The sequence below is a fragment of the Kaistia sp. SLG-1 genome, assembly GCF_059699055.1.
Map to the genome: position 1 here is coordinate 4,672,308 of NZ_AP048544.1, position 18,643 is coordinate 4,690,950.

Annotated in this window: 14 protein-coding genes; 3 read left to right on the forward strand and 11 right to left on the reverse strand. The window is 65.0% G+C overall.

Going from position 1 to position 18,643, the window contains the following annotated elements:
• Positions 1–237: 237 nt before the first annotated feature.
• The 11 genes from AC6HZP_RS21700 to AC6HZP_RS21750 all read right to left on the reverse strand — a co-directional run bounded on the left by AC6HZP_RS21700 (position 238) and on the right by AC6HZP_RS21750 (position 15,617).
• On the reverse strand, positions 238–2,583 hold the full coding sequence (locus tag AC6HZP_RS21700) for a glycoside hydrolase family 38 N-terminal domain-containing protein (protein WP_497524498.1): 2,346 nt from the start codon (positions 2,581–2,583) through the stop codon (positions 238–240).
• Positions 2,584–2,698: 115 nt separating this feature from the next.
• Positions 2,699–3,595: a carbohydrate ABC transporter permease gene (locus AC6HZP_RS21705; RefSeq protein ID WP_497526839.1), complete on the reverse strand. Its 897-nt coding sequence runs from the start codon at positions 3,593–3,595 to the stop codon at positions 2,699–2,701.
• 5 nt (positions 3,596–3,600) lie between these two features.
• Positions 3,601–4,491 carry a carbohydrate ABC transporter permease gene (locus AC6HZP_RS21710; RefSeq protein WP_201400992.1) on the reverse strand — a complete coding sequence of 297 codons (891 nt, stop codon included), beginning with the start codon at positions 4,489–4,491 and terminating at the stop codon, positions 3,601–3,603.
• A 76-nt stretch (positions 4,492–4,567) separates the two neighbouring features.
• On the reverse strand, positions 4,568–5,827 hold the full coding sequence (locus AC6HZP_RS21715) for an ABC transporter substrate-binding protein (protein WP_497524499.1): 1,260 nt from the start codon (positions 5,825–5,827) through the stop codon (positions 4,568–4,570).
• Positions 5,828–5,931: 104 nt separating this feature from the next.
• On the reverse strand, positions 5,932–7,143 hold the full coding sequence (locus AC6HZP_RS21720; protein WP_497524500.1) for an ROK family transcriptional regulator: 1,212 nt from the start codon (positions 7,141–7,143) through the stop codon (positions 5,932–5,934).
• Positions 7,144–7,308: 165 nt separating this feature from the next.
• Positions 7,309–9,003, reverse strand: a complete 1,695-nt coding sequence (locus tag AC6HZP_RS21725; RefSeq protein ID WP_201400995.1) for a hypothetical protein — start codon at positions 9,001–9,003, stop codon at positions 7,309–7,311.
• Positions 9,000–9,971, reverse strand: coding sequence for a glycosyltransferase family 2 protein (locus tag AC6HZP_RS21730; protein WP_497524501.1), 972 nt, complete (start codon positions 9,969–9,971; stop codon positions 9,000–9,002). Before AC6HZP_RS21730 ends, AC6HZP_RS21725 begins: the two co-directional genes overlap by 4 nt.
• A gap of 485 nt (positions 9,972–10,456) precedes the next feature.
• Entirely contained in the window at positions 10,457–11,857 is a 1,401-nt protein-coding gene (locus AC6HZP_RS21735) for an LLM class flavin-dependent oxidoreductase (protein ID WP_201400996.1), read from the reverse strand.
• Positions 11,858–11,865: 8 nt separating this feature from the next.
• Positions 11,866–13,485, reverse strand: a complete 1,620-nt coding sequence (locus AC6HZP_RS21740) for an acyl-CoA dehydrogenase family protein (protein ID WP_201400997.1) — start codon at positions 13,483–13,485, stop codon at positions 11,866–11,868.
• Complete coding sequence (locus AC6HZP_RS21745) at positions 13,482–14,528, reverse strand: ABC transporter substrate-binding protein (RefSeq protein ID WP_497524502.1); 1,047 nt, start codon at positions 14,526–14,528, stop codon at positions 13,482–13,484. Before AC6HZP_RS21745 ends, AC6HZP_RS21740 begins: the two co-directional genes overlap by 4 nt.
• A 3-nt stretch (positions 14,529–14,531) precedes the next feature.
• Positions 14,532–15,617, reverse strand: a complete 1,086-nt coding sequence (locus tag AC6HZP_RS21750; protein ID WP_497524503.1) for a hypothetical protein — start codon at positions 15,615–15,617, stop codon at positions 14,532–14,534.
• Between the two features lie 221 nt (positions 15,618–15,838).
• Here AC6HZP_RS21750 and AC6HZP_RS21755 point away from each other — a divergent pair, with 221 nt between their 5' ends.
• From AC6HZP_RS21755 to AC6HZP_RS21765, 3 genes are read left to right on the forward strand one after another with little or no spacing between them, the layout of a single operon-like run.
• Positions 15,839–16,690 (forward strand): amino acid ABC transporter permease, encoded by an 852-nt coding sequence (locus tag AC6HZP_RS21755; RefSeq protein WP_497524504.1) that lies wholly within the window; start codon positions 15,839–15,841, stop codon positions 16,688–16,690.
• 48 nt (positions 16,691–16,738) lie between these two features.
• The gene (locus tag AC6HZP_RS21760) at positions 16,739–17,530 is read left to right on the forward strand and encodes a transporter substrate-binding domain-containing protein (protein ID WP_497524505.1); all 792 of its coding nucleotides are present in this window, start codon (positions 16,739–16,741) and stop codon (positions 17,528–17,530) included.
• Between the two features lie 53 nt (positions 17,531–17,583).
• The gene (locus AC6HZP_RS21765; protein ID WP_497524506.1) at positions 17,584–18,477 is read left to right on the forward strand and encodes an amino acid ABC transporter permease; all 894 of its coding nucleotides are present in this window, start codon (positions 17,584–17,586) and stop codon (positions 18,475–18,477) included.
• Positions 18,478–18,643: the final 166 nt, after the last annotated feature.

Sequence of the window (18,643 nt, forward strand, 5' to 3'; positions counted from 1 at the left end):
CTCCCTGAAAGGGCGCGTTCAGCACGCCACCCAATACTGATATATCGGTATATCGGAAAATCGAGACCGTCAAGACACGTCGGCGCGACGCAGCGATCGCACCGCTTTGTGACCCTCAACGCGCGCGCCCGGCGCCCTGTCCGGGCACGGGCTGATTGGGATTGCCCGTGACCGGCAGAGCGCCGGGCGCCTGCCTTCGATGAAGTGTTCGCCGAGGATCCCCCGGCTAGATGCCGCTCACGAATGTCCGGGATGGACCAGGATCGGGTTCGCGAACGCGGCGGCCTCGGCGCGGATGTGATCCGGATCGAAGGCGGCGTGCGTCAGCAGGCCGTAGCGGAACCGATGCAGGCCCGGCTGTGTCAGCGGATAATTGGTGTTCCAGTAATTGTTCATCGGCCAGGCCAAAAGCAGCGGGTCGGCATCGCGCGGCACCGCGTCGAGCGGCGGACCGAAATGGAAGCCGCCGGCCATGGCGAGCGGCGCATCGGGCAGGAACAGCGACGCACCACGATCCGCGGTGTGGATCGACGTGAACGTATCCGCCGTGAACCAGTTGCGGCACGCTCCGGGCAGCTGCTGCTCGTCGAGCGCGACGGGCAGGCCGGCGGTGTCGAAATGGCTGCGCCAGCCGGCGGCGAGATTGAGCGGCAGGGCGAAGTAGATCGCCTCCGGATCGGCATAGGCCAGCTTGTCGACGTCGCACTCGACCGTGACGACCGGCGTGTCGGCACGCAGGGTGATCCGCTGCCGGAGCCCGTTCGTGCCCGGCGCGTCGAACAGACGCTCGAGCGTCACGCTGCCCGGAGTGCGCGTGACGGCGCAGCTGCGCAGCCGCGTCGCCCGCTCGCGGATCGCCCGCCAGGGCTTCCAGCAGGACTGGTCGATCTTCTCGCGATCGAGGTCGCGGTCGTAATAGGCCTCGCGTCGGCCATCGACCAAGGCGTCGGGCCTCTCGCGCACGAAGTCGAAGAAATCGTAGTCGCCATTCGCCGGGCAGACGTCCCAGTCGAGCTCCTTGTCATAGAGGCCAAGGATCCGCCCGGTGTCGGGATCATAGGAGAGCCGGTGGCTCGGCGACTCGATGACGGCATGCCCGGTGCGCGCGATTTCCAGGCGAACATTGTTGAAGGCCCGGAAGCTCGCGGGCGAGCGGCGGTCTTCGTGGAAGACACGGAGGTCGTCTTTTGCCGCGACGAGGTCGGCGAGCGGCAGGCGCACGACGCCATGCGCCGGCACCTCGAACGGACCGCAAACATCCGCCTCGCCCTGCACGTCCGGCTTGAAGCGCTCCGTCCGCAGGCGGGGGCCGGGCTTCCGCCACGCCGTCGGGATCTCGACATATTCGCGGCGAGCGAGGGGCGAAGGATTGAACAGGACGACATGGTCCGGCGCGCTCTCCGAATGCGCCGGGTTGCGGGCGGTCGCCTCGAGCTCGTGGGTGAGCACGTATTTGGCGAGTTCTCCGGCCTCCACGGCGGGGGCTGCCTTCAGCGCATCCTGGATGACGCCGTTGTCGTCCTGGGCGGCCGTGTCCCAGTAGGTCCAGGTGTGCTCGTCGAACAGGTCGAGCAGATCGCGCGCGCGTTCCGCCGCACGCGTCACGGCGACCGACCGGCTGTCGCCGGCGAGCTGATCGGCGGCATCAAGCGCGCGCTTCGCCGCGCGGGAGCGGAGCACGAGGGTCGCCGTGCTGGCGCAGCCGAAATTCCAGTAGTCGGTCCAGTCTCCGTCGAGCAGCGGCAACTGATCGTCCGGGATGGCCTTGATGCGCTCGGCCAGATCCTCGGTCGTGACATAGCGGATGGCCGGCTCGCGGCCTTCCTCGTTCCACCGGCGGATCAGCTCCGCGACGGCCGGATTGGGCGGCGCGTTGTCCCACATTTCCGGCGCGGCGGTCGTGGTGAGGTAGAGGAAGTCGTGCGGATAGCCGATGCGGTCGAGATGGCCGACATAGTCCGCCAGACCGCTCGCCATCGAATCGAGCGACCGCTCCCAGCTCAGCAGGACCTGGTCGAACATGGTGTAGTGATTGCCGTTCATCACCCTGAGCTCCCGGCCGGACGGGGTCCGCCAGCGGAAGATGCCGGGGCGCGGCTCGACATGATTGCCGAGATGACGGTTGACGGCCATCACCAGGAGATCGACGCCATGGTCCAGCAGCAGGTCGGCGAGCGGCCACGGCACGCCCGTCACGTCGTGCTGGAGCGCCGTATTGATGCGCGCGCCAAAGCGCTCGCGCAGCTGGGCTACCGGCGCCAGCTGGCGCGCCAGCTGATCGGCGCCGTTCAGCGCGGTGACGTTATAGCGCATGGCGCCGATGGCGAGCCGCCCGCCCTCGACCATCCGCCGGAACCGCGCCTCGTCGGCGGCGCTTGCCGTCTCCAGCCATTTGAGCACCGGCGAGGTGACCTCGCATGTCCATTTCGGCTGCAGATGCGCCGGCCAATCCGCCGTCTCGTCGAGCAGGTCCAGCGCCTGGTCGATATATTCGCGCTGCAGCTCCCAGATGATCGGCTGGCTATGCGTGTAGCCGACGTCGAGATGGCTGTGGTGAAGGACGAGGATTTCTTTGAGTTTCATGCGGAGTCCTGCACGGAAATAGGCACGACGAGGCTCGGACGCAGGCCGAGCGCGCGCCGCGGGAAATTGGGATGAACCGTCTGGAGCGTTTTCGAGCGAGGCGCGGGCCGCGCCCTTACTTGACCGCTCCGCTGGTAAGGCCGGCGACGAACTGCTTCTGCACGAGCAGGTAGCCCACCACCGGGATGACGGCGGCGAGGAACATAATGCCGAAGACCTGGCCGTAATCGGTCGAATAGGTGCCGAGCGCCTGATAGATGCCGGTGGTGATGGTCTGGCCCTGCAGCGGACCGAGGATGAAGAGCGGGTTGAGGAAGTCGTTCCACACCCAGAGCCCGATGAAGATGGCGACAGTCGCGGTGGCCGGGCGCAGCAGCGGCATGACGATGCTCCACCAGATGCGCAGATCGCTCGCGCCGTCGACGCGCGCCGCCTCGATGAGCTGGCGCGGCACCGTGCGCAGGAAGCCGACATAGACGAACACGGCGAACGACATGTAGCCTCCGCCGATATTGGAGAGGATCAGTCCCGGATAGGAGTTGGCGAGGCCGATCTGCTGCAGGAGCGACACGATCGGCTGCAGCACGACCTGCGGCGGCACCATCAGTCCCATCGCGAACAGCGCCAGCAGCGGCGCCTTGATCAGGGTCCGCTGCAGCGAAATCCAGAAGCTGAGGGCGGCGGCGAACGGTACCAGGATCACCAGCGTGAGACCGGTCACGAAGGCTGAGTTCAACAGCCCCGCCTGCACCATGCGGTCGCTGCGGGAGAGCGCTGTGACCAGATTGTCGAGGGTGAACGGCGCCGGCAGCGCCAGCGGGTTGGCGAGGATCTGTTCCTGGCTTTTGAAGGCGCTGGCGAGCGCGATGTAGATCGGCAGCACGAAGGCGAAGGTGACCAGCCAGGATATGGCGAGATGGCCGCCACGGCCGGCGATCTCCCGCCGGTTGGCAAGGATCCGGCGATAGGCCGAGGGCCGAGGGGCAAGCGTCGCGGCGGCGCGGTTCGGCATCGTATTCACAGGCGTTCCTCCCGGCGGCGGAGAATTCCCGACGTGCCGTATGAGATGAGGGCAGTGAGGGCCAGCAGCAGCATGGCGATCGAACTGGCATAGCCGAAGCGGTTGCCGGTGAACGCCACGTCGATCAGGTAGTAGGCGACCGACTTGGTCGAATTCGCCGGACCGCCGCCGGTCAGCACGACGACGATGTCGAAGAGCTTGAGCGTCGTGATCAGGCTGAGCGTCACGCAGATGGTCATGCCCGGCGCGATCATCGGCAGGGTGACATTTCGGAAGCGGCCGAACGCGCCGGCGCCGTCGATGCGCGCGGCCTCATAGAGCTCCAGCGGCACCGATTGCAGCGAGGCCGTATAGACCACGGTCGTGAAGGCCACCGTGACCCAGCTCACCACGACGCAGATCGAGAAGGTCGCAAGCGTCGGCGTCCCGATCCACGATATCGGACCATCGGTCAGACCCAGGTTCTGCAGGGTGACGTTGAGCAGCCCGTTCTGGGTCAGGATGCTCCGCCAGATGAAGGCGACGATGACGCCGGAGAGCACCTGCGGGATGAAGATCAGCGTGCGCATCACCCGGTAGCTCGCCCGGGCTCGATTGAGCAGCATGGCGATCATCAGGCCGAGCACGTTCGCGACCACGGCCACGAACACCGTGACGATGAGCGTGAAGATCAGACTGCGCAGCAGCCGCTGGTCGTGGAAGAGCGCGATGTAGTTGTCGAAGCCGACATAGGAGCTCTCGCGGCGCAGGGGATTGCGATCGGTGAAGCTCGTCAGAAAGCTCTGGATGACCGGGTAAAGGAGGAACGTGGCGTAGAGTCCGATCGCAACCCAGGCGATCGCGGCAAGGCCAAAGGATTGGCGCCAGACGGCGAGCTTGCTGTTCATGTCGATTCTGTTCTTGAGACGGTTCGTCCGGGTGCCGCGACGACGCCGCGACACCCGCATTGACGTTGCGCTTGGCTTACTTGCCGGTCGCGGCATCCCAATCGGCGTCGAGGCGCGCCAGCTGGCCGGCGACGTCGGTATCGGAGAAGAACGACTGGGAGAGCGCGTAGAACAGGTCGTTGACGCCCGGCGCCAGGGCGTTGTCGTTGTTCACCCAGCCGAAGGCCGAGACCTTGGTGCTGTCGGCCGTCGCAAGGCCGTAGGCCTCCTCGAACAGGCCGCTGACCTTCACGCCGAAATCGGCGAGCGACAGCTTCTTCATCATCGGGAAGGCGCCGTCGGTCTCGATCAGGGTCGCGAGGTTCTTCGGATCGAGCGACCAGGCCTTGGCGAAGGCGATCGCCTGGTCGGGAGCCTTCGATCCCGCGCTGACCGACGTCGTTCCGCCGACGTTGAACGGAATGACGATCGTGCCGTCATCGGTCGGCCAGGGGAACACGCCGACATTGGCGGCCTTCTCGGCGTTGATATAGCCCGAGCCGGTGAGCCAGCTGCCCTGGGCGTACATGGCGCTCTTGCCATCGAGGAAGTTCTTGTTGGCCGTGGTGAAGTCGACGCTGAGCGCGCCCGGATCGTAGGCGCCCATCCCGACCAGATCGACGGCCTTCTGCATCGCTTTGGCGAACAGCGGATCGGAGAACTTCACCTCGCCGGCGAAGCGCTTGCGGATCCAGTCCGGGTCCTTGCCCAGCACATCCGCGCTGGCGAGCGCCACGAGCGGCATACCGGCGGCCCAGGGCTCGGCGCCGGCGAGCTCCATCGGCGTGACGCCGCCGGCCCGCAAAGTCTTCACGACGTTGACCAGCTCCGCCCAGGTCTTGGGCGGCTGCAGGCCATGCTTCGCGAAGACATCCTTGTTGTAATAGACGAGCGGGATAACCTGCGCGTTGGTCGGCGGAATGTAGACCTTGCCGTCGATCGTATTGCCGCCCGGCTGGATGAAGTTTTCCTCCAGCCAGCTTGGGTCGAACGGCAGCAGCAGCTCCGCCTCGATGAAGTCCTTGGGATTGATCGATGCAAGAATGTCGGGGAACTGCCCGCTCGCCTGCAGCTGCTTGGCATAGGCGTTACGGTCGGCGCTGGGCGAGATGATCTTCTTGACGGTGAGGCCCGGGACCTTTTCGGACGCGCGCGCGATCGAGCCGTCCCAGAAGGTCGCGTTCAGCGCCGGCGTCTCGAAGGTCATGAAGGTGAGCGGGGCATCCTGCGCATGCGCGGGCATGGCGGCGGCGCCAACGGCAAGCGCCGCGGCGGAAAGCAGTCGAATTAGTCTCACGTCATCCTCCTTGGTGAGCCAGGTTCGGTCTATTATATCCAAACGATGGAGTAATTATTTTTGGCAAGCTAGATCGCCGGCACAGACCCGTCAAGCCGGTCTTGTCAGGCGATCCGGTCGGTGATCAGCAGCGAGGAAGGACGGGGGGAGAGCACCGTGTCGAGAACCAGGCAGGCGGCGCCGACGGCGCCCACCTCGACGCCGACCCGCGACAGGCCGAACCGGATTTCGTGACGCGTGCTTCGGATCGGCGACGTCTGCACGACATAGGCGATGGTCGGCAGGACCAGCGGACGGAGACGCGGCCAATAGGGACCGGCGAAGACGACTTCCGGAATGTCCAGAATGTTGACCAAAGTCAGCACGGCCGAGGCCAGGTTGCGCCCTGCCCGCTCGAGAACAGCAAGCGCACTGGGCCTGCCCTGCTCGGCCTCCGTCAGCAGTTGCTCGAAGCCGGTTTCCACATCGGCATCGGCCGGCAGGATCCCCTCGCGCACGGCCTGCTGAACCAGATATTCCGGCGTGACGAGGTGGCCGAGCTGCTGGCTCGGAGCATCGGGCACGCCACTGTCATTGACGATGATCCGGCCGCCGTCGCCCGCATTGCCGGTGGCGCCGCGGCGGATGGTGCCGTCGAGCACCAGGCCGGTGCCGATGCCGGCACTGAGATAGACGAGGGCAAAGTCGCGCCGGCTGGGCTCGCCGAACCAGATCTCCGCCGCCGCCGCCGCGATGACCTCCTTGTCGAACATGACATCCAGCCCGGTCGCCGCGGCCACGGCATCCCGGATCGGCACGTTCCACCAGCCGAGCATCAAGGGCGGGTCGACCATCACGCCGCGCGCGGCATCGACCGGCCCCGGCGTTGCCAGCCCTATCCCGAGGATGCGGTTCCGGTCGATCCCCGCCGCCTTGGCGAGGCTGTCCACCTGCTCGGCGATCTCGGCGATCACCGCCTTGGGGTCCGTGGCCGAGGGGGTTCGATGCATCGACCGCGCGAGAATCTGTCCCCGCAGGTCGAGCAGGACATAGGTGATGAAACCGGGGTCGACATGCACGCCGATGGCGAAGCGGGATTGCGGATCGAGGCGCAGAAGCACCGGCGGCTTGCCCGGCCCCTGGATGACCGTGCCGGCCTCCATGACGAGCCCCTGCGCCAGCAGCTGCTTGGCGGCGTTCGACACGGTTTGCGGCACGAGGCCGGTCCGCACCGCGATCTCCGCGCGGCTGATGCCCTCCGGCGCGCGCCGGATCAGCTCCAGAATGACCGACTGATTGAAGGAGCCGACGGCCGGCAGGTTGGTTCCGCGATGCATCCCTTCTCCCCGATTTTATCCATACGTTAGACGAATTAATCGCCTCCCGCGAGGACTCGGGCGTTCCAACCCTCAATTTCTTTACCGCATCCCTCCGTCGGATGTCTGCATTCGGATGCCCGCAAAGAAGGCCCGCCCGCTCCGGCGGAGCCCTCCGAGCCAGCCCTATTGGCGCTTGGACACCAGGTCGACACCGTCCCAGGCCCAGCCGGAATGGTAGCCCGCCAGTTCGGTCTCGAGGGCGCGGATCTGGGCCTCTTCGAGCGGACCCGTTCGCGCAAAGATGAAGGCCTTCCGTCCCTGCGCCAGATCGAACGGCCCGGCCAGCTTGCTGTAAGCAGCCCCGAAGCCTGATCCCTCAAGAATGTGGGCCGCCGGAACAGTGACGACGCGCTGCGAGGTTTCGGGCAGATGCAACGGGACGGGATCGGCCACCACGGCATATTTCGCCCGGATTGCCTGCAATCCCAGCCCGTCGCGCTCGTCGACCTGCGATGCCCAGGCGATCCTGGATCCCATGGTTTGATCCAGCGCATCGAGCAGGGAGTCCGACAAGATCGGGCTGGAGGCAAACACGGCGAATTTGTCGCCATCGGCCGTCAGGCCTTTGAGCTCGGCAATGAGGCGCTGGTACTCGGGATAATTCTCGACCTTCAGCGGAAAATAGGTCTCCCTCGGCGCCAGAGCGGCGATGGCCGGCAAGGCGGCGTTCGGGCCCGGCAGCAGGGCCACCGCGAAAATGGCCACGCTGACCAGGACGCCCGTGACGGCTGCGACAGTGCGAAGCGTGGCGGGCAAGAGGGACAACACCCACAGAAAGCCGAACATCGCGACCGGCAAACCCCAGAAGAACATGGGGAGCCCGTGCTGGACACTTGGCGCCTGCGTTCTCGAAAACAGGAAGCAGGTCAGAAACGCCGCCGCTGCCATGAACAGGATCGGGGTCGATAGCGCGACAACCGCGACGATCAGGCCGATTGCGAAGGCAGCCGCGTAAAACGGCCCGATACGCCGATAAAGCAGGGACAATTGATCGAGCCAGGGCGTCTGATAGGCGACGTACAGATCGCTATACGAGGTCGTCAGCACGCGGTAGGCCAGATCCCGCTGGAAGGCGAACAGAAGGACACCTGCAACGCCCACGATGATCGGGAACGCGATGGCCATCTCCCGCATCCGGGCCGGCCTGTTCTGCGATTCATAGGCCAGCCGAACCGTCGTCACCACGAAGGTGCAGACGATGAGCGCGAGGCAGGCATAGGCGTACCAACGGCGCAGCAGGAATGCCGTCCAGAGCAGCGCCCCGACCGCGATGGCAGTTCTGACAGTTTGGCGCGACAGGAAGTCCGACCGGAGGATGAGCCAGGTCGCGATCCCCAGCGGGATCAGCCCGGCGATGTCAGGCATGCCCCGCAAGGTGGCCTGCCAGAACGGCGGGAAGCAGACCGTAGCGATCACGACGAAGATCGCGGACGTATCGGAGTTCCCCAGACCGTATTGGCGGGCGCTGCGGATGGACAGCGCCGCCGAGATTAGCGCGGCCGGCAACAGAAAGCAGGCGACGATGGCCAGGATATAGCCCGCCCGGCTCGCGCCGAACGCCATATGGAAAGGGAACAGCAGGGCGATGCTGGAGGCGTTGTAGTCGTCGGCCCGCACCGAACGAGCCATCTCCTTCGCCCACGCGCCGGCATCGGCGGGCAGGAGAGCGCCGAAATGCTGGTAAAATCGATAGTACAGGCCCCAGTCCCAGATATAGGCCGGGTCCTCCATCGCCACGTATCCGTAGCAGAAGAGGGCAATCGCATACCCGAAGAACAGGGCGCCGACCGTGATCGAGAGGTGCTTTGCGCGGATCATTCGGCCGACTTCGTCCTCTCGGCGATGATGAAACGGGGGCGGCGTTTTACTTCGAGGTAGATCTTGCCGACGTATTCCCCGACCACTCCGATGCACAGGATGTGCAACCCGCCCAGGAACAGCAGCGGCAGCAGAGTGGACGCCCAGCCGGGAACGGTAGTCTGCGGCGAAAACAGTCGAACGCAGAGAACGTAGATCCCGGACAGGATGGAGCCGAGAAACACGCCCCCACCGACGAAGGCCACGTATCGAAGCGGCGCAACGGAGAAGGACGTGATCCCGTCGATCGCCAGGCGCAGCATTTTGACGATGGTGTATTTCGTCTCGCCGGCTACCCGCGCCTGCCGGGCATAGGGGACCAGCATCACGCTGAACCCGATCGTCGGGATCAGCCCCCGGAGGAACAGGTTCACCTCGCCATGATCGAGCAGGGCGGCCAGCGCTTTCCTGGACATCAAGCGGAAATCGGCATGGTTCTCGATGATGTTCACGCCCATCAGCCGGAGCAGCCGGTAATAGGCATTGGCAAATCCGCGCTTGCCGCGGCTGTCGGAACTGCGGTCCTGACGAACCCCGAGCGCCATATCGGCCCCTGACTCGTAAGCGTCCAGCATGGCGGAGACAGCGTGGATGTCATCCTGAAGATCGGCATCCATCGTGACCACCACGTCGGCCGTGGCTAGCGACAGGCCGGACAGCATGGCTGCCTGATGGCCGTAATTCCGCGAGAGCTTCACGCCTTCGATTTCGGGATTGGCCTCGGACAGACCTTCAATGATGCCCCAGGTGCTGTCCTTGCTGCCATCATCCACCAGCAACAGCCGGAACGACATGGCGTCGTTGGAAGGCGAGGCAACGAGATCACGAAAATAGGCCGCGATCTTCGGGGCCGTAATCGGCAGCGCGTCCTGCTCTTGATAGCAGGGAACAATAACGTCGATGCTATACGGATTCCGCCTTATGGACACTGCTGAACACCCAAAACTTCATAAGCAGGAAGAAGGTGATGTTGTAAGTCAGTATGGCCATGACGATCCCCGTCGTCCGCCGTCAAAGCATTCGACCTGATTTTCGACATAGATTACGGATCGCCCGTCGAGCCGTCAGAGGGAAGGTACGCAGCGATCTCGCTTTGCGGCAAGCGACAATCCCGAAATTCAGCAAAATTGCTGGAGAAAACGGGGATATCGCCGACGAGGACCAGAACTCACCGACGAAAATCCGCGCATGTAAAGAATTACTACTAAGGTAACATTACGGAATATCGGGATCGAAAGATCGATCCACGCCAGCTCCCGTGCGCCGCAAGGCTGATCTCCGTATCGACCGCCATTGCCCCTGAGGCCCGCCCGCAGACGTCCAGAGACCGAGGGGGACAGAGCCAACCCATCGATCCATCAAAGCTTTGGTGTCCCGGAAGGGAATCGAACCTTCTCAGCGCTCCTGACGAGGCTCACACTGTCGACTCGCCGGCGGGAGCGGATTTCTGCCAGATTTCGGGTTCGACGTGCCGCTCGGGCTGCGCGACGAAGAGGTTTTCGGGGCGGCTGAGGCCGAGATTTTCGCGCAACGTCGCCCCTTCATATTCGGTGCGGAACAGGCCGCGTTCGCGCAGGATCGGCACGACGCCCGCGATGAACTCGTCGAGACCGCCCGGCAGATAGGGCGGCGAGACGACGAAACCGTCGGCAGCACTTTCTTCGAACTGATGCTGAAGGATGTCGGCGATCTCGGTGGCCGTGCCGACAAAGCGCTCGCCGAGGCGCGTGGCGGCGACATGGGTCGCGATCTGGCGAATGGTAAGATCGAAGCGCCTGGCCCGGTCGATCACGCCCTGCCGCAGCGAGTGCCCGCCTTTGGTCGGCGGTATCTCGGGCAGCGGACCATCCAGCGGATAACCGGAGAGATCCACGCCGCCCAGCGACATCTGCAGCCAGGACAGCGCCAGATCGGGATGGATCAGATTGTCGAGATAGGCCGCCTTTTCCGCGGCCTCCCTGGCCGTCGCCCCGATGACCACCTGAATGCTGGGCATGATCTTGAGGTCATCGGCCCTTCGACCATGGGCCACGACGCGCTGTTTCATGTCGGCGTAGAACGCCTTGGCCACATCGAGCGGCGGATTGACCGTGAAGATCGCGTCAGCCGTCCGGGCGCCGAGCGAGCGCCCCGCAGGGGAGCCGCCGGCCTGCACCAGCAGGGGGTGCCCCTGCGGCGCGCGACCGACATTGAGCGGGCCATGCACGAAGAAGTTGGGACCATCATGGCCAAGCGCATGCAGCTTGTCGGGATCGAAATAGCGCCCCGATTCCTTGTCGAGCAGGAAGGCATCGTCCTCCCAGCTGTCCCAAAGCCCGCGCACCACATCGATGAACTCTTCGGCGCGCTGATAGCGCGTATCGTGATCGTTCAGCGTGCGCTGGTTGAAATTGTGCGCTTCGTTCTCGCCGGTCGAGGTGACGGCGTTCCACCCTGCCCGTCCCTTGCTGATGTGATCGAGCGAGGCAAACTTGCGGGCGATGTTGTAGGGCTCGTTGAACGAGGTCGAGGCGGTGGCGATCAGGCCGATATGGCGGGTGCCCATGGCAAGCGCCGCCAGCATGGTGATCGGCTCGAGCTTGCCCACATCCATGCGCGAAAAGGCGTCCTTGCCCTCGACGCGCCGGAACCCCGGACCATCGGCGAAGAACACCGCGTCGAACTTGGCCGCCTCGGCGCTCTGCGCCATGGCGAGGAAATAGTGGATGTCGTGCAGTCCGCCGGCGTGCGCCTCGGGATGGCGCCAACCGCCCATCTGGTTGCCGGTATTGAGCAGATGCGCGAAGAGCTTGATCTGTCGCCTGGGAGCGGCCATGGAGGGTCTCAATTGGTGCGGTTGCGGGGCGGCAGACGCCCGTTGAGAGCGTGGTCGCCAATGCGCAGATAGCGCCAGCGGCTCGGGTCGTGCAGCGTATGGGTCCGCGCATTGCGCCAGTGGCGATCGAGGCCGATCAGGTCGGGCCGCGCGAACTCGGCCGCAATATCGAGCAGGCCCGCCGCGATATCGATGGCAAGCTCGCCGGCGTGCACCTTGACGACGCTCACCTCGAGCGAGAAGCGCTGCACGACCGCTTCGGTCAGTGTCTGCGAGGCCAGGGCGCGCAGCGAGTCCAACGCCTCGGCAAACAGGGCCTCGCTGGCCGCGAGGTGCGCGGAGAACGCGCCGAGATTTCCCAGAATTTCGTCGGGAACAGGGTCGGCGCTCGCTGCGATGAGATCAACGATTCCGCTCAGCGCGGCACGCGCGATGCCGAGATCGATGCCGACATGCGCAAGATTGGCGCCGGCATTGCCGGTCGTCGGGACCTCCGAATTGAGCCAGCGGGGCAGGATTTCGTCGGCCGCGACCACGACATTGTCGAGGATCGCCGTGCCGCTGCCCGTACCGCGCTGTCCAAGCCCATGCCAATCGTCGAGTAGCGTCAGCCCGTCGCTGCCGGCGGCGACCACGGCGATGGAGGGTTGCCCGTCGTCGCCGACGGCCAGCACCGAGACGAAGTCCGCGCCGGTTGCACCGGTCGAATAGAATTTGCGACCGTTGAGCCGGTAGCTGCCATCGGGCTGGGCCGCCAGCCGGGTCGCGGTGATTTTGGCATGGGCGACGCCACGCTCGGCGGCGGCATTGCCGAAGCGCGCGCCTCGCACCACCTGCGGCAACCATCGCGCCAATTGCGCTTCGGTCGCCGTGCGGATCAGGGATTCCAGTATCCCGTAGTGGATGGTCATGATCTGGCCGACCGAGCTGTCGCCAATGGAAAGGCGGCGCGACACTTCCAGCGCATCGGCGAAACCGAGGCCAGCGCCGCCAAAGGCCGTCGGCACCGTGATGGCCAGCAGGCCGCTGCGAGCGATCGCCTCCAGCTCTGCCTTGGGAGTAGCTCGCTCGCGGTCTCGCTGGGCCGCATCCCTTGCGAGATGCTGGCTTATCGCGTCGGCGCGTCGATACGCATCGGCACGATCGACCGGCACGCCGACGGGAATGGGGAGAGCCTCGCTGGACGAGCGCCTCTGCTCCAGCGCGGTACGTCCGGCTGCCAGCCGCGCCGCTCGAACGGGTTCACGAGACGCCGTCTCCAGCACAGCGCGATGATGACGGCCAAAGTCGCTGGGATCGTCGGTCGTGCTGGTGCCGCCCGCTTCGAACAGGAAGCGCACGGCACGCCTGGCGACGTCGCCTGCGAGCAGGCGCGCTTCGGCTTGCCCAATCGTCTCGGAGCGGCGCGCCGCCAGCGCGGCGGCGAGCTCCACCGCGAGAGCGCCGGCGGCGTGAACGATCGTCGGCTCCTCGCGAACCGGCAGTCCCTCCGCTTCGAACCACGGCCGCGCCGCCGTCGCGAGGAACGACACGGTGTCTGCGAACGCCGCCTCGGCGACGGCCAGATCGGCATCTGTTGCATCCAGAACGTCGTCGCGATGCGGTTGAACGGCGACGTTGGCGCTCATGCCGCCCCCTCGCCACGCGCAGCCCGCGCCGCTTCGAGCGGGCCAGCGTCGATGAACGCGTCGAATTCGAACGCGTCGATGAACTTGGCATCGCGCAGATGCTCGTACTTGGCCTTGAGCAGCGCCACGCGCGGTGCGCTCAGGGATACATCGGCCTGTGCATGCAGGCGCGGCGAGTAGGCCTTGTCGAGCAGGTCTTCCGGCAGCCCCGTTTCGCGCGCGAACAGGCGGCGCGTGTCATCGGCGTGCTGGATGGCCCATTGCTGCGCATCCAGCAGCCGGCCGACCCAGCGCGCCACCAGATCGGGGCGTTCAGCCAGCAACGGCGCCGATACGGTCAGGATGCAGGGCGTGCCATAACCGTCGCTATCATCCTCGTTGCCGCGCAGAACGACCACGGGATGCGCGCCGGTGGTGCCTGAAAGGATCGCCGTCAAAGCGCCGTCGCTATAGATGGCATCGACCTTGCCCCTATAGAGCGCCGCCACCTCCTCGCGCTGCACGGCAAATTGGCTATTCGCCCCCCAGAGCGACTGCCCCGCCGTCGAGCCGCTGGTGGCATCCGCCACATATTCGCGACTGACCGGAATCTCGACCAGTTCCACGTCCTCGCGATCGATGGCGCCGCTGGCGAACAGCGCCTTGTAGCCACCCAGAACCGAGGCGCGCCACCAGTCCACGTCGTCATTCAAACGCACCGGCACGCCGAGCCGCTTGCCCTTGAGATCGGCGGCGGTCTCGATGCCGGCACCCGGCAAGGCATAGATGCCATGCACCCGATCATGCCAGGCAATGCCGATGACCTTGATATCGGCGCCGCGCGACTGCGAGATCAGCGGCGGGACGTAGCCGCCGAAGCGGAACGAATTGGGCTGCGAATGGCGGTAGTGGGACAGATGCACCTGTCGGTCCGTCGAGGACGCCAGCGAGCGCACCGCAATGCCATCGCCGGCAAACTCGGTGTCGAGCCAGCCCTCGCGGATCGCGATCGTGGCCGCCGTCGGCGCGGGGCAGCGCGTGTACCAGAGTGTGTCGATAGCCATGCCCTATGCCTCCACGCCGATCGATTGCTGGGCGGCCAGCGCGTTGCGTGAAAGGCCGTGCTTGTCCAGGAGTTGAGCCACTTCTGGCCGGTCGAGAAACACGAAGCGCCCGTGGTCCCAGAGGATTTCATCGTCAAAGCGGATCGTGGCGTTGAAGAGCGATCCGCAGATCTCGCCGGGATCAGACCCCACAATGTGTAAGTGGGTGTAGCTGGGGCTGCCGAAGGCAACCGAACCCCAGCGGTCGAGATCATCGATCGCGCGACCCGCGAAGAAGGTCGTCGGGTTGATCCCGGTGTGCCAGGAATTGAGCGCCCGTGCGTCCGCCCCAAACAGCGCGGCGACGCGATCAAAATGCGCCTCGGCGCGCGCGGCCTGAACGGGCTCTCCCCCGAAACGCGTGATTTTCCCCTGCTCGATGTCGAGCAGAAGCGGGCTCTCCAGCGGCACGATGGGATCGTCATATTGGTGGATCGACGTCGACAGCAGCGCCAGGGTCAGGGCGAGACGACCACTGGCTCTCGCGCTCGAAATCGGCGGAAAGATCATCACCGGGAAGTTTCGCACCGCGAACGGCGTCAATTCCGTCGGCTTGCCGGCGTCGCTGGGCTCCAAGGCCATGCGGAGATCGCTGCCATTGGGGCATGTCAGGTGATAGCTGCGGGCCGCCGCAATTCGCTCGACCACCAGATCGTGCAGCTCGGTGACAAAAGCGTAGGGAAGCCTGCCGAACGGAGCGGCCAGACTCTCCGCATCCAGCACATAGGAGACGGTCTTCGTGCCCGGGCCCGGCAACTGCAGGAACCGCGCCTGGGATCCCAGGCGACTGAAGAAGAGCGTGTGATCCGCCGCTGCGATCTTGTCGAGCACGTGCCGCGGGAAGTGCTCGGGCCCCGCCGGCACGCTCTCGACGATCAAGGTCGCATCGAGTCCGCGCGCTTGCGCGGCGTCCACGACCTGCCGACCGAGTTCTCCGCGATAGAACGTCTGATCCTCGGGCTCCGCGACCACCAGAAGCGACTGCCCGGCAGCAATACCGATGCAGCCGTCGAGCACGTTGGCGATGCCCGCAGCAAGGTCTGCACTCACTCTCAAAACCTCCCGAACCAGTTGTTCTCCGCATGTCGCCGATCGGATTCACGCGATTTTCGATAATGCCGTTTCGATTTCACCTGATTTGGCAGCAGCCATTTGGCGCGAAACGCTACGTCACCAGAATATGCTTGCGAAGATAAAACCATTTAATTTCAATGGGTTGTCATTTCTATATAGAATTTATAGACATAATCAAGATTTCCACGGATCGATAGATGACCTTTGCTTCACTGCAACTGGATGCGCCGACCGGCACAGCGATCCCGTGGCTCACGCGATGGCGTGCTTTCGCTCGCAGCGACACTGTCCGATCGGTCGGCACCTACGCTGTCGTGACCGGGGCGCTGCTCTATTCGATCTGGGCCGGCGCGGCCGCCATGCCCTACCAATGGCAATGGGAGCGCGTGCCGCAATTTCTGTTCGTGGCGGACGAGTCCGGCTTCCACTGGGGCACGCTGACGCTCGGCCTGATGGAAACGCTGCGCATCTCGGCGCTCGCCCTGGTCCTCGCCCTGCTGCTCGGTCTGGGGCTCGCACTGCTGCGCCTGTCGCCCTCGTGGTCGGGTCGTGCCATTTCGGGCGGCTTCGTTGAGTTGGTCCGCACGACACCGCTGATCGTTCAGGTCAGCATGTTCTATTTCGTGCTGGCGCCGACGATCGGCATCGGCCGTTTCTGGACCGGCGTGTTCGCGCTTGCCCTGTTCGAAGCGGCCTTCATCGCGGAAATCGTCCGCTCGGGTATTCTCTCGGTACCGCAAAGCCAGTGGGAGGCGGGCACGAGCCTCGGCCTGTCGCGCTTCACCATCTATCGCCACATCGCGCTGCCGCAGGCGCTGCGCCTGATGTTGCCGCCGCTCACCGGCGCCGTGATTTCGCTGATCAAGGACAGCTCGATCGTCAGCGTCATCGCGCTGTTCGAACTCACCACCGCCGGGCGCGATGCCATCTCGCTGACCTATATGAGCTTCGAGATCTGGCTGACGGTCGCCGCGATCTACCTCGTTCTTACCCTGCTGCTTTCCCTCGCCGCCCGACATCTCGAGCGGCGCCTGAAAACGCGCGCCTGACGATCGGCTGCATTCCTGTCACCCACAGAAACGGATGAAAGAGCTGAAATGAAAAAGTTCCTCTTCAGCAGCGTTCTCGCGCTTGCCCTGACCGGTTCCTCGCTGGCTTACGCCGGCCCCGTGATCGACGACATCAAGTCCGCCGGCGTCATCCGCGTCGGCCTGGGCACCTTCGTGCCCTGGGCCTTCCCGAACAAGGATGGCCAGCTGATCGGCTTTGAGGTGGACGTTGCCAACAAGCTGGCCGAAGACCTCGGCGTCAAGCTGGAACTGGTGCCCACCGCATGGGACGCCATCATCCCCTCGCTCGTTTCCGGCCAGTTTGACGCCATCATCGGCGGCCTGACCATCACGGAAGAGCGCGCCAAGACGGTCGACTTCACGATCCCCTACGAGCACTCGCAGGTCTATGCGGTGGTCAACAAGAAGGTCGCCCCGGACGTGACGACGCTGGAAAAGCTCAACAAGCCCGGCGTCACCTTCGCCAAGCGTCGTGGGTCCGCCGCGGCCGCGATCGATCGCTTCCCTCTGGCGAAGACCGTCCTCTTCGACGACGAGAACACCCAGCAGCAGGAATTCTTCAACGGCAACGTGACCGCCCTGACCGTGGCGACACCGACCCAGGCCCTGCTCGCCGAACAGTATCCGGACATCGTGCGCGTCGTCGAACCCGCCACCGAGCAGACCGACGAGGGGATCGCGATCCGCAAGGACGATCCGACTTCGCTGGCTGCCCTCAACGAATGGATCCAGAAGCGCACCGACGATGGCTGGCTGCAGGAGCGCTTTGACTACTGGTTCAAGGGTCGCGCCTGGGCCGATCAGGCCGCCTCGAACTGAATTCTTGCCGGTATCCCGGCTCAGGGCCGGGATACCAAACCGGATATGCCCTCTTGCTTCCAGGCTCGCGCAAACCACGCTTCGGCTGGCTCGACGCTTTGATTCTCGCCGTTCTCGCGGGGGGGATCGGCTATGTATTTCTGCAGGTCGGCGAAGTCCTGAACTACCAGTGGAAATGGTCGGCGCTGCCGCGATTTGTGCTGCGATATGATGAGGCCACCGCCCGCTGGATCCCGAACCTACTGCTACTCGGCATCCTGACGACGCTGCGTCTGTCCATCTGGGGCAGCGTTGTCGGTCTCGCGATCGGCACACTGGTCGGTCTGTTGCGGGTGTCGCCAAGCTTGACCCTGCGCATGTTCGGCACGACCTATGTCGAGACCATCCGCAACATCCCGCCGCTGGTCTTCCTCTTCATCTTCTTTTTCTTCTTCGCCAGCCAGCTGATCCCGCTGACGGGAATTGCCCCGGCGGTCCGCCGCGCCGGCCCCGAGACGTTGGCCATCCTGAACTTCCTGTTCGGCGAGCCACGCCAGCTCACCTCGTTCCTCGCCGCGTCGCTCGCCCTCGGCCTGTTCGCGGCGTCCTACGTGGCCGAAATCATTCGCGGCGGCATCGAGTCCATCGATGAAGGACAGTGGGAGGCGGCGAAGGCGCTGGGGCTGAAGCGCGGCGTCACGTTGCGCAAGGTGATCCTACCGCAGGCCCTGGCGCGCGTCTGGCCGCCGCTCGCCAACGAGGTGATCCTGCTCGTCAAGTTCTCGTCCCTGGCATCGCTGGTGTCGGTGCCGGATCTCACCTTCCAGGCCAATCAGGTCGGCGTCACCACGCGCGGCATGTTCGAGGTCTGGCTCGTCGTCGCGGCCATCTATTTCGTCATCTGCTTCGGCCTCGCCGCGATCTTTTCGGCGTTGGAGAAGCGCTCCAACCGCTATCTAGCCCGCTGAGGCCGCCCGCATGAAACCCTCGTCCCTCGCCGACAGCGCCGCCGGAGGGCCGCAGCAAGGGCGCTGAATTGGTGCGCAAGGCCATAGCGCTCGGCGCCCTTGCCGAGGCCCAGGCGGTCGCGGCCGCGTAACGCTTCCTTCCATCTCGAAACACAAGAAACGAGAC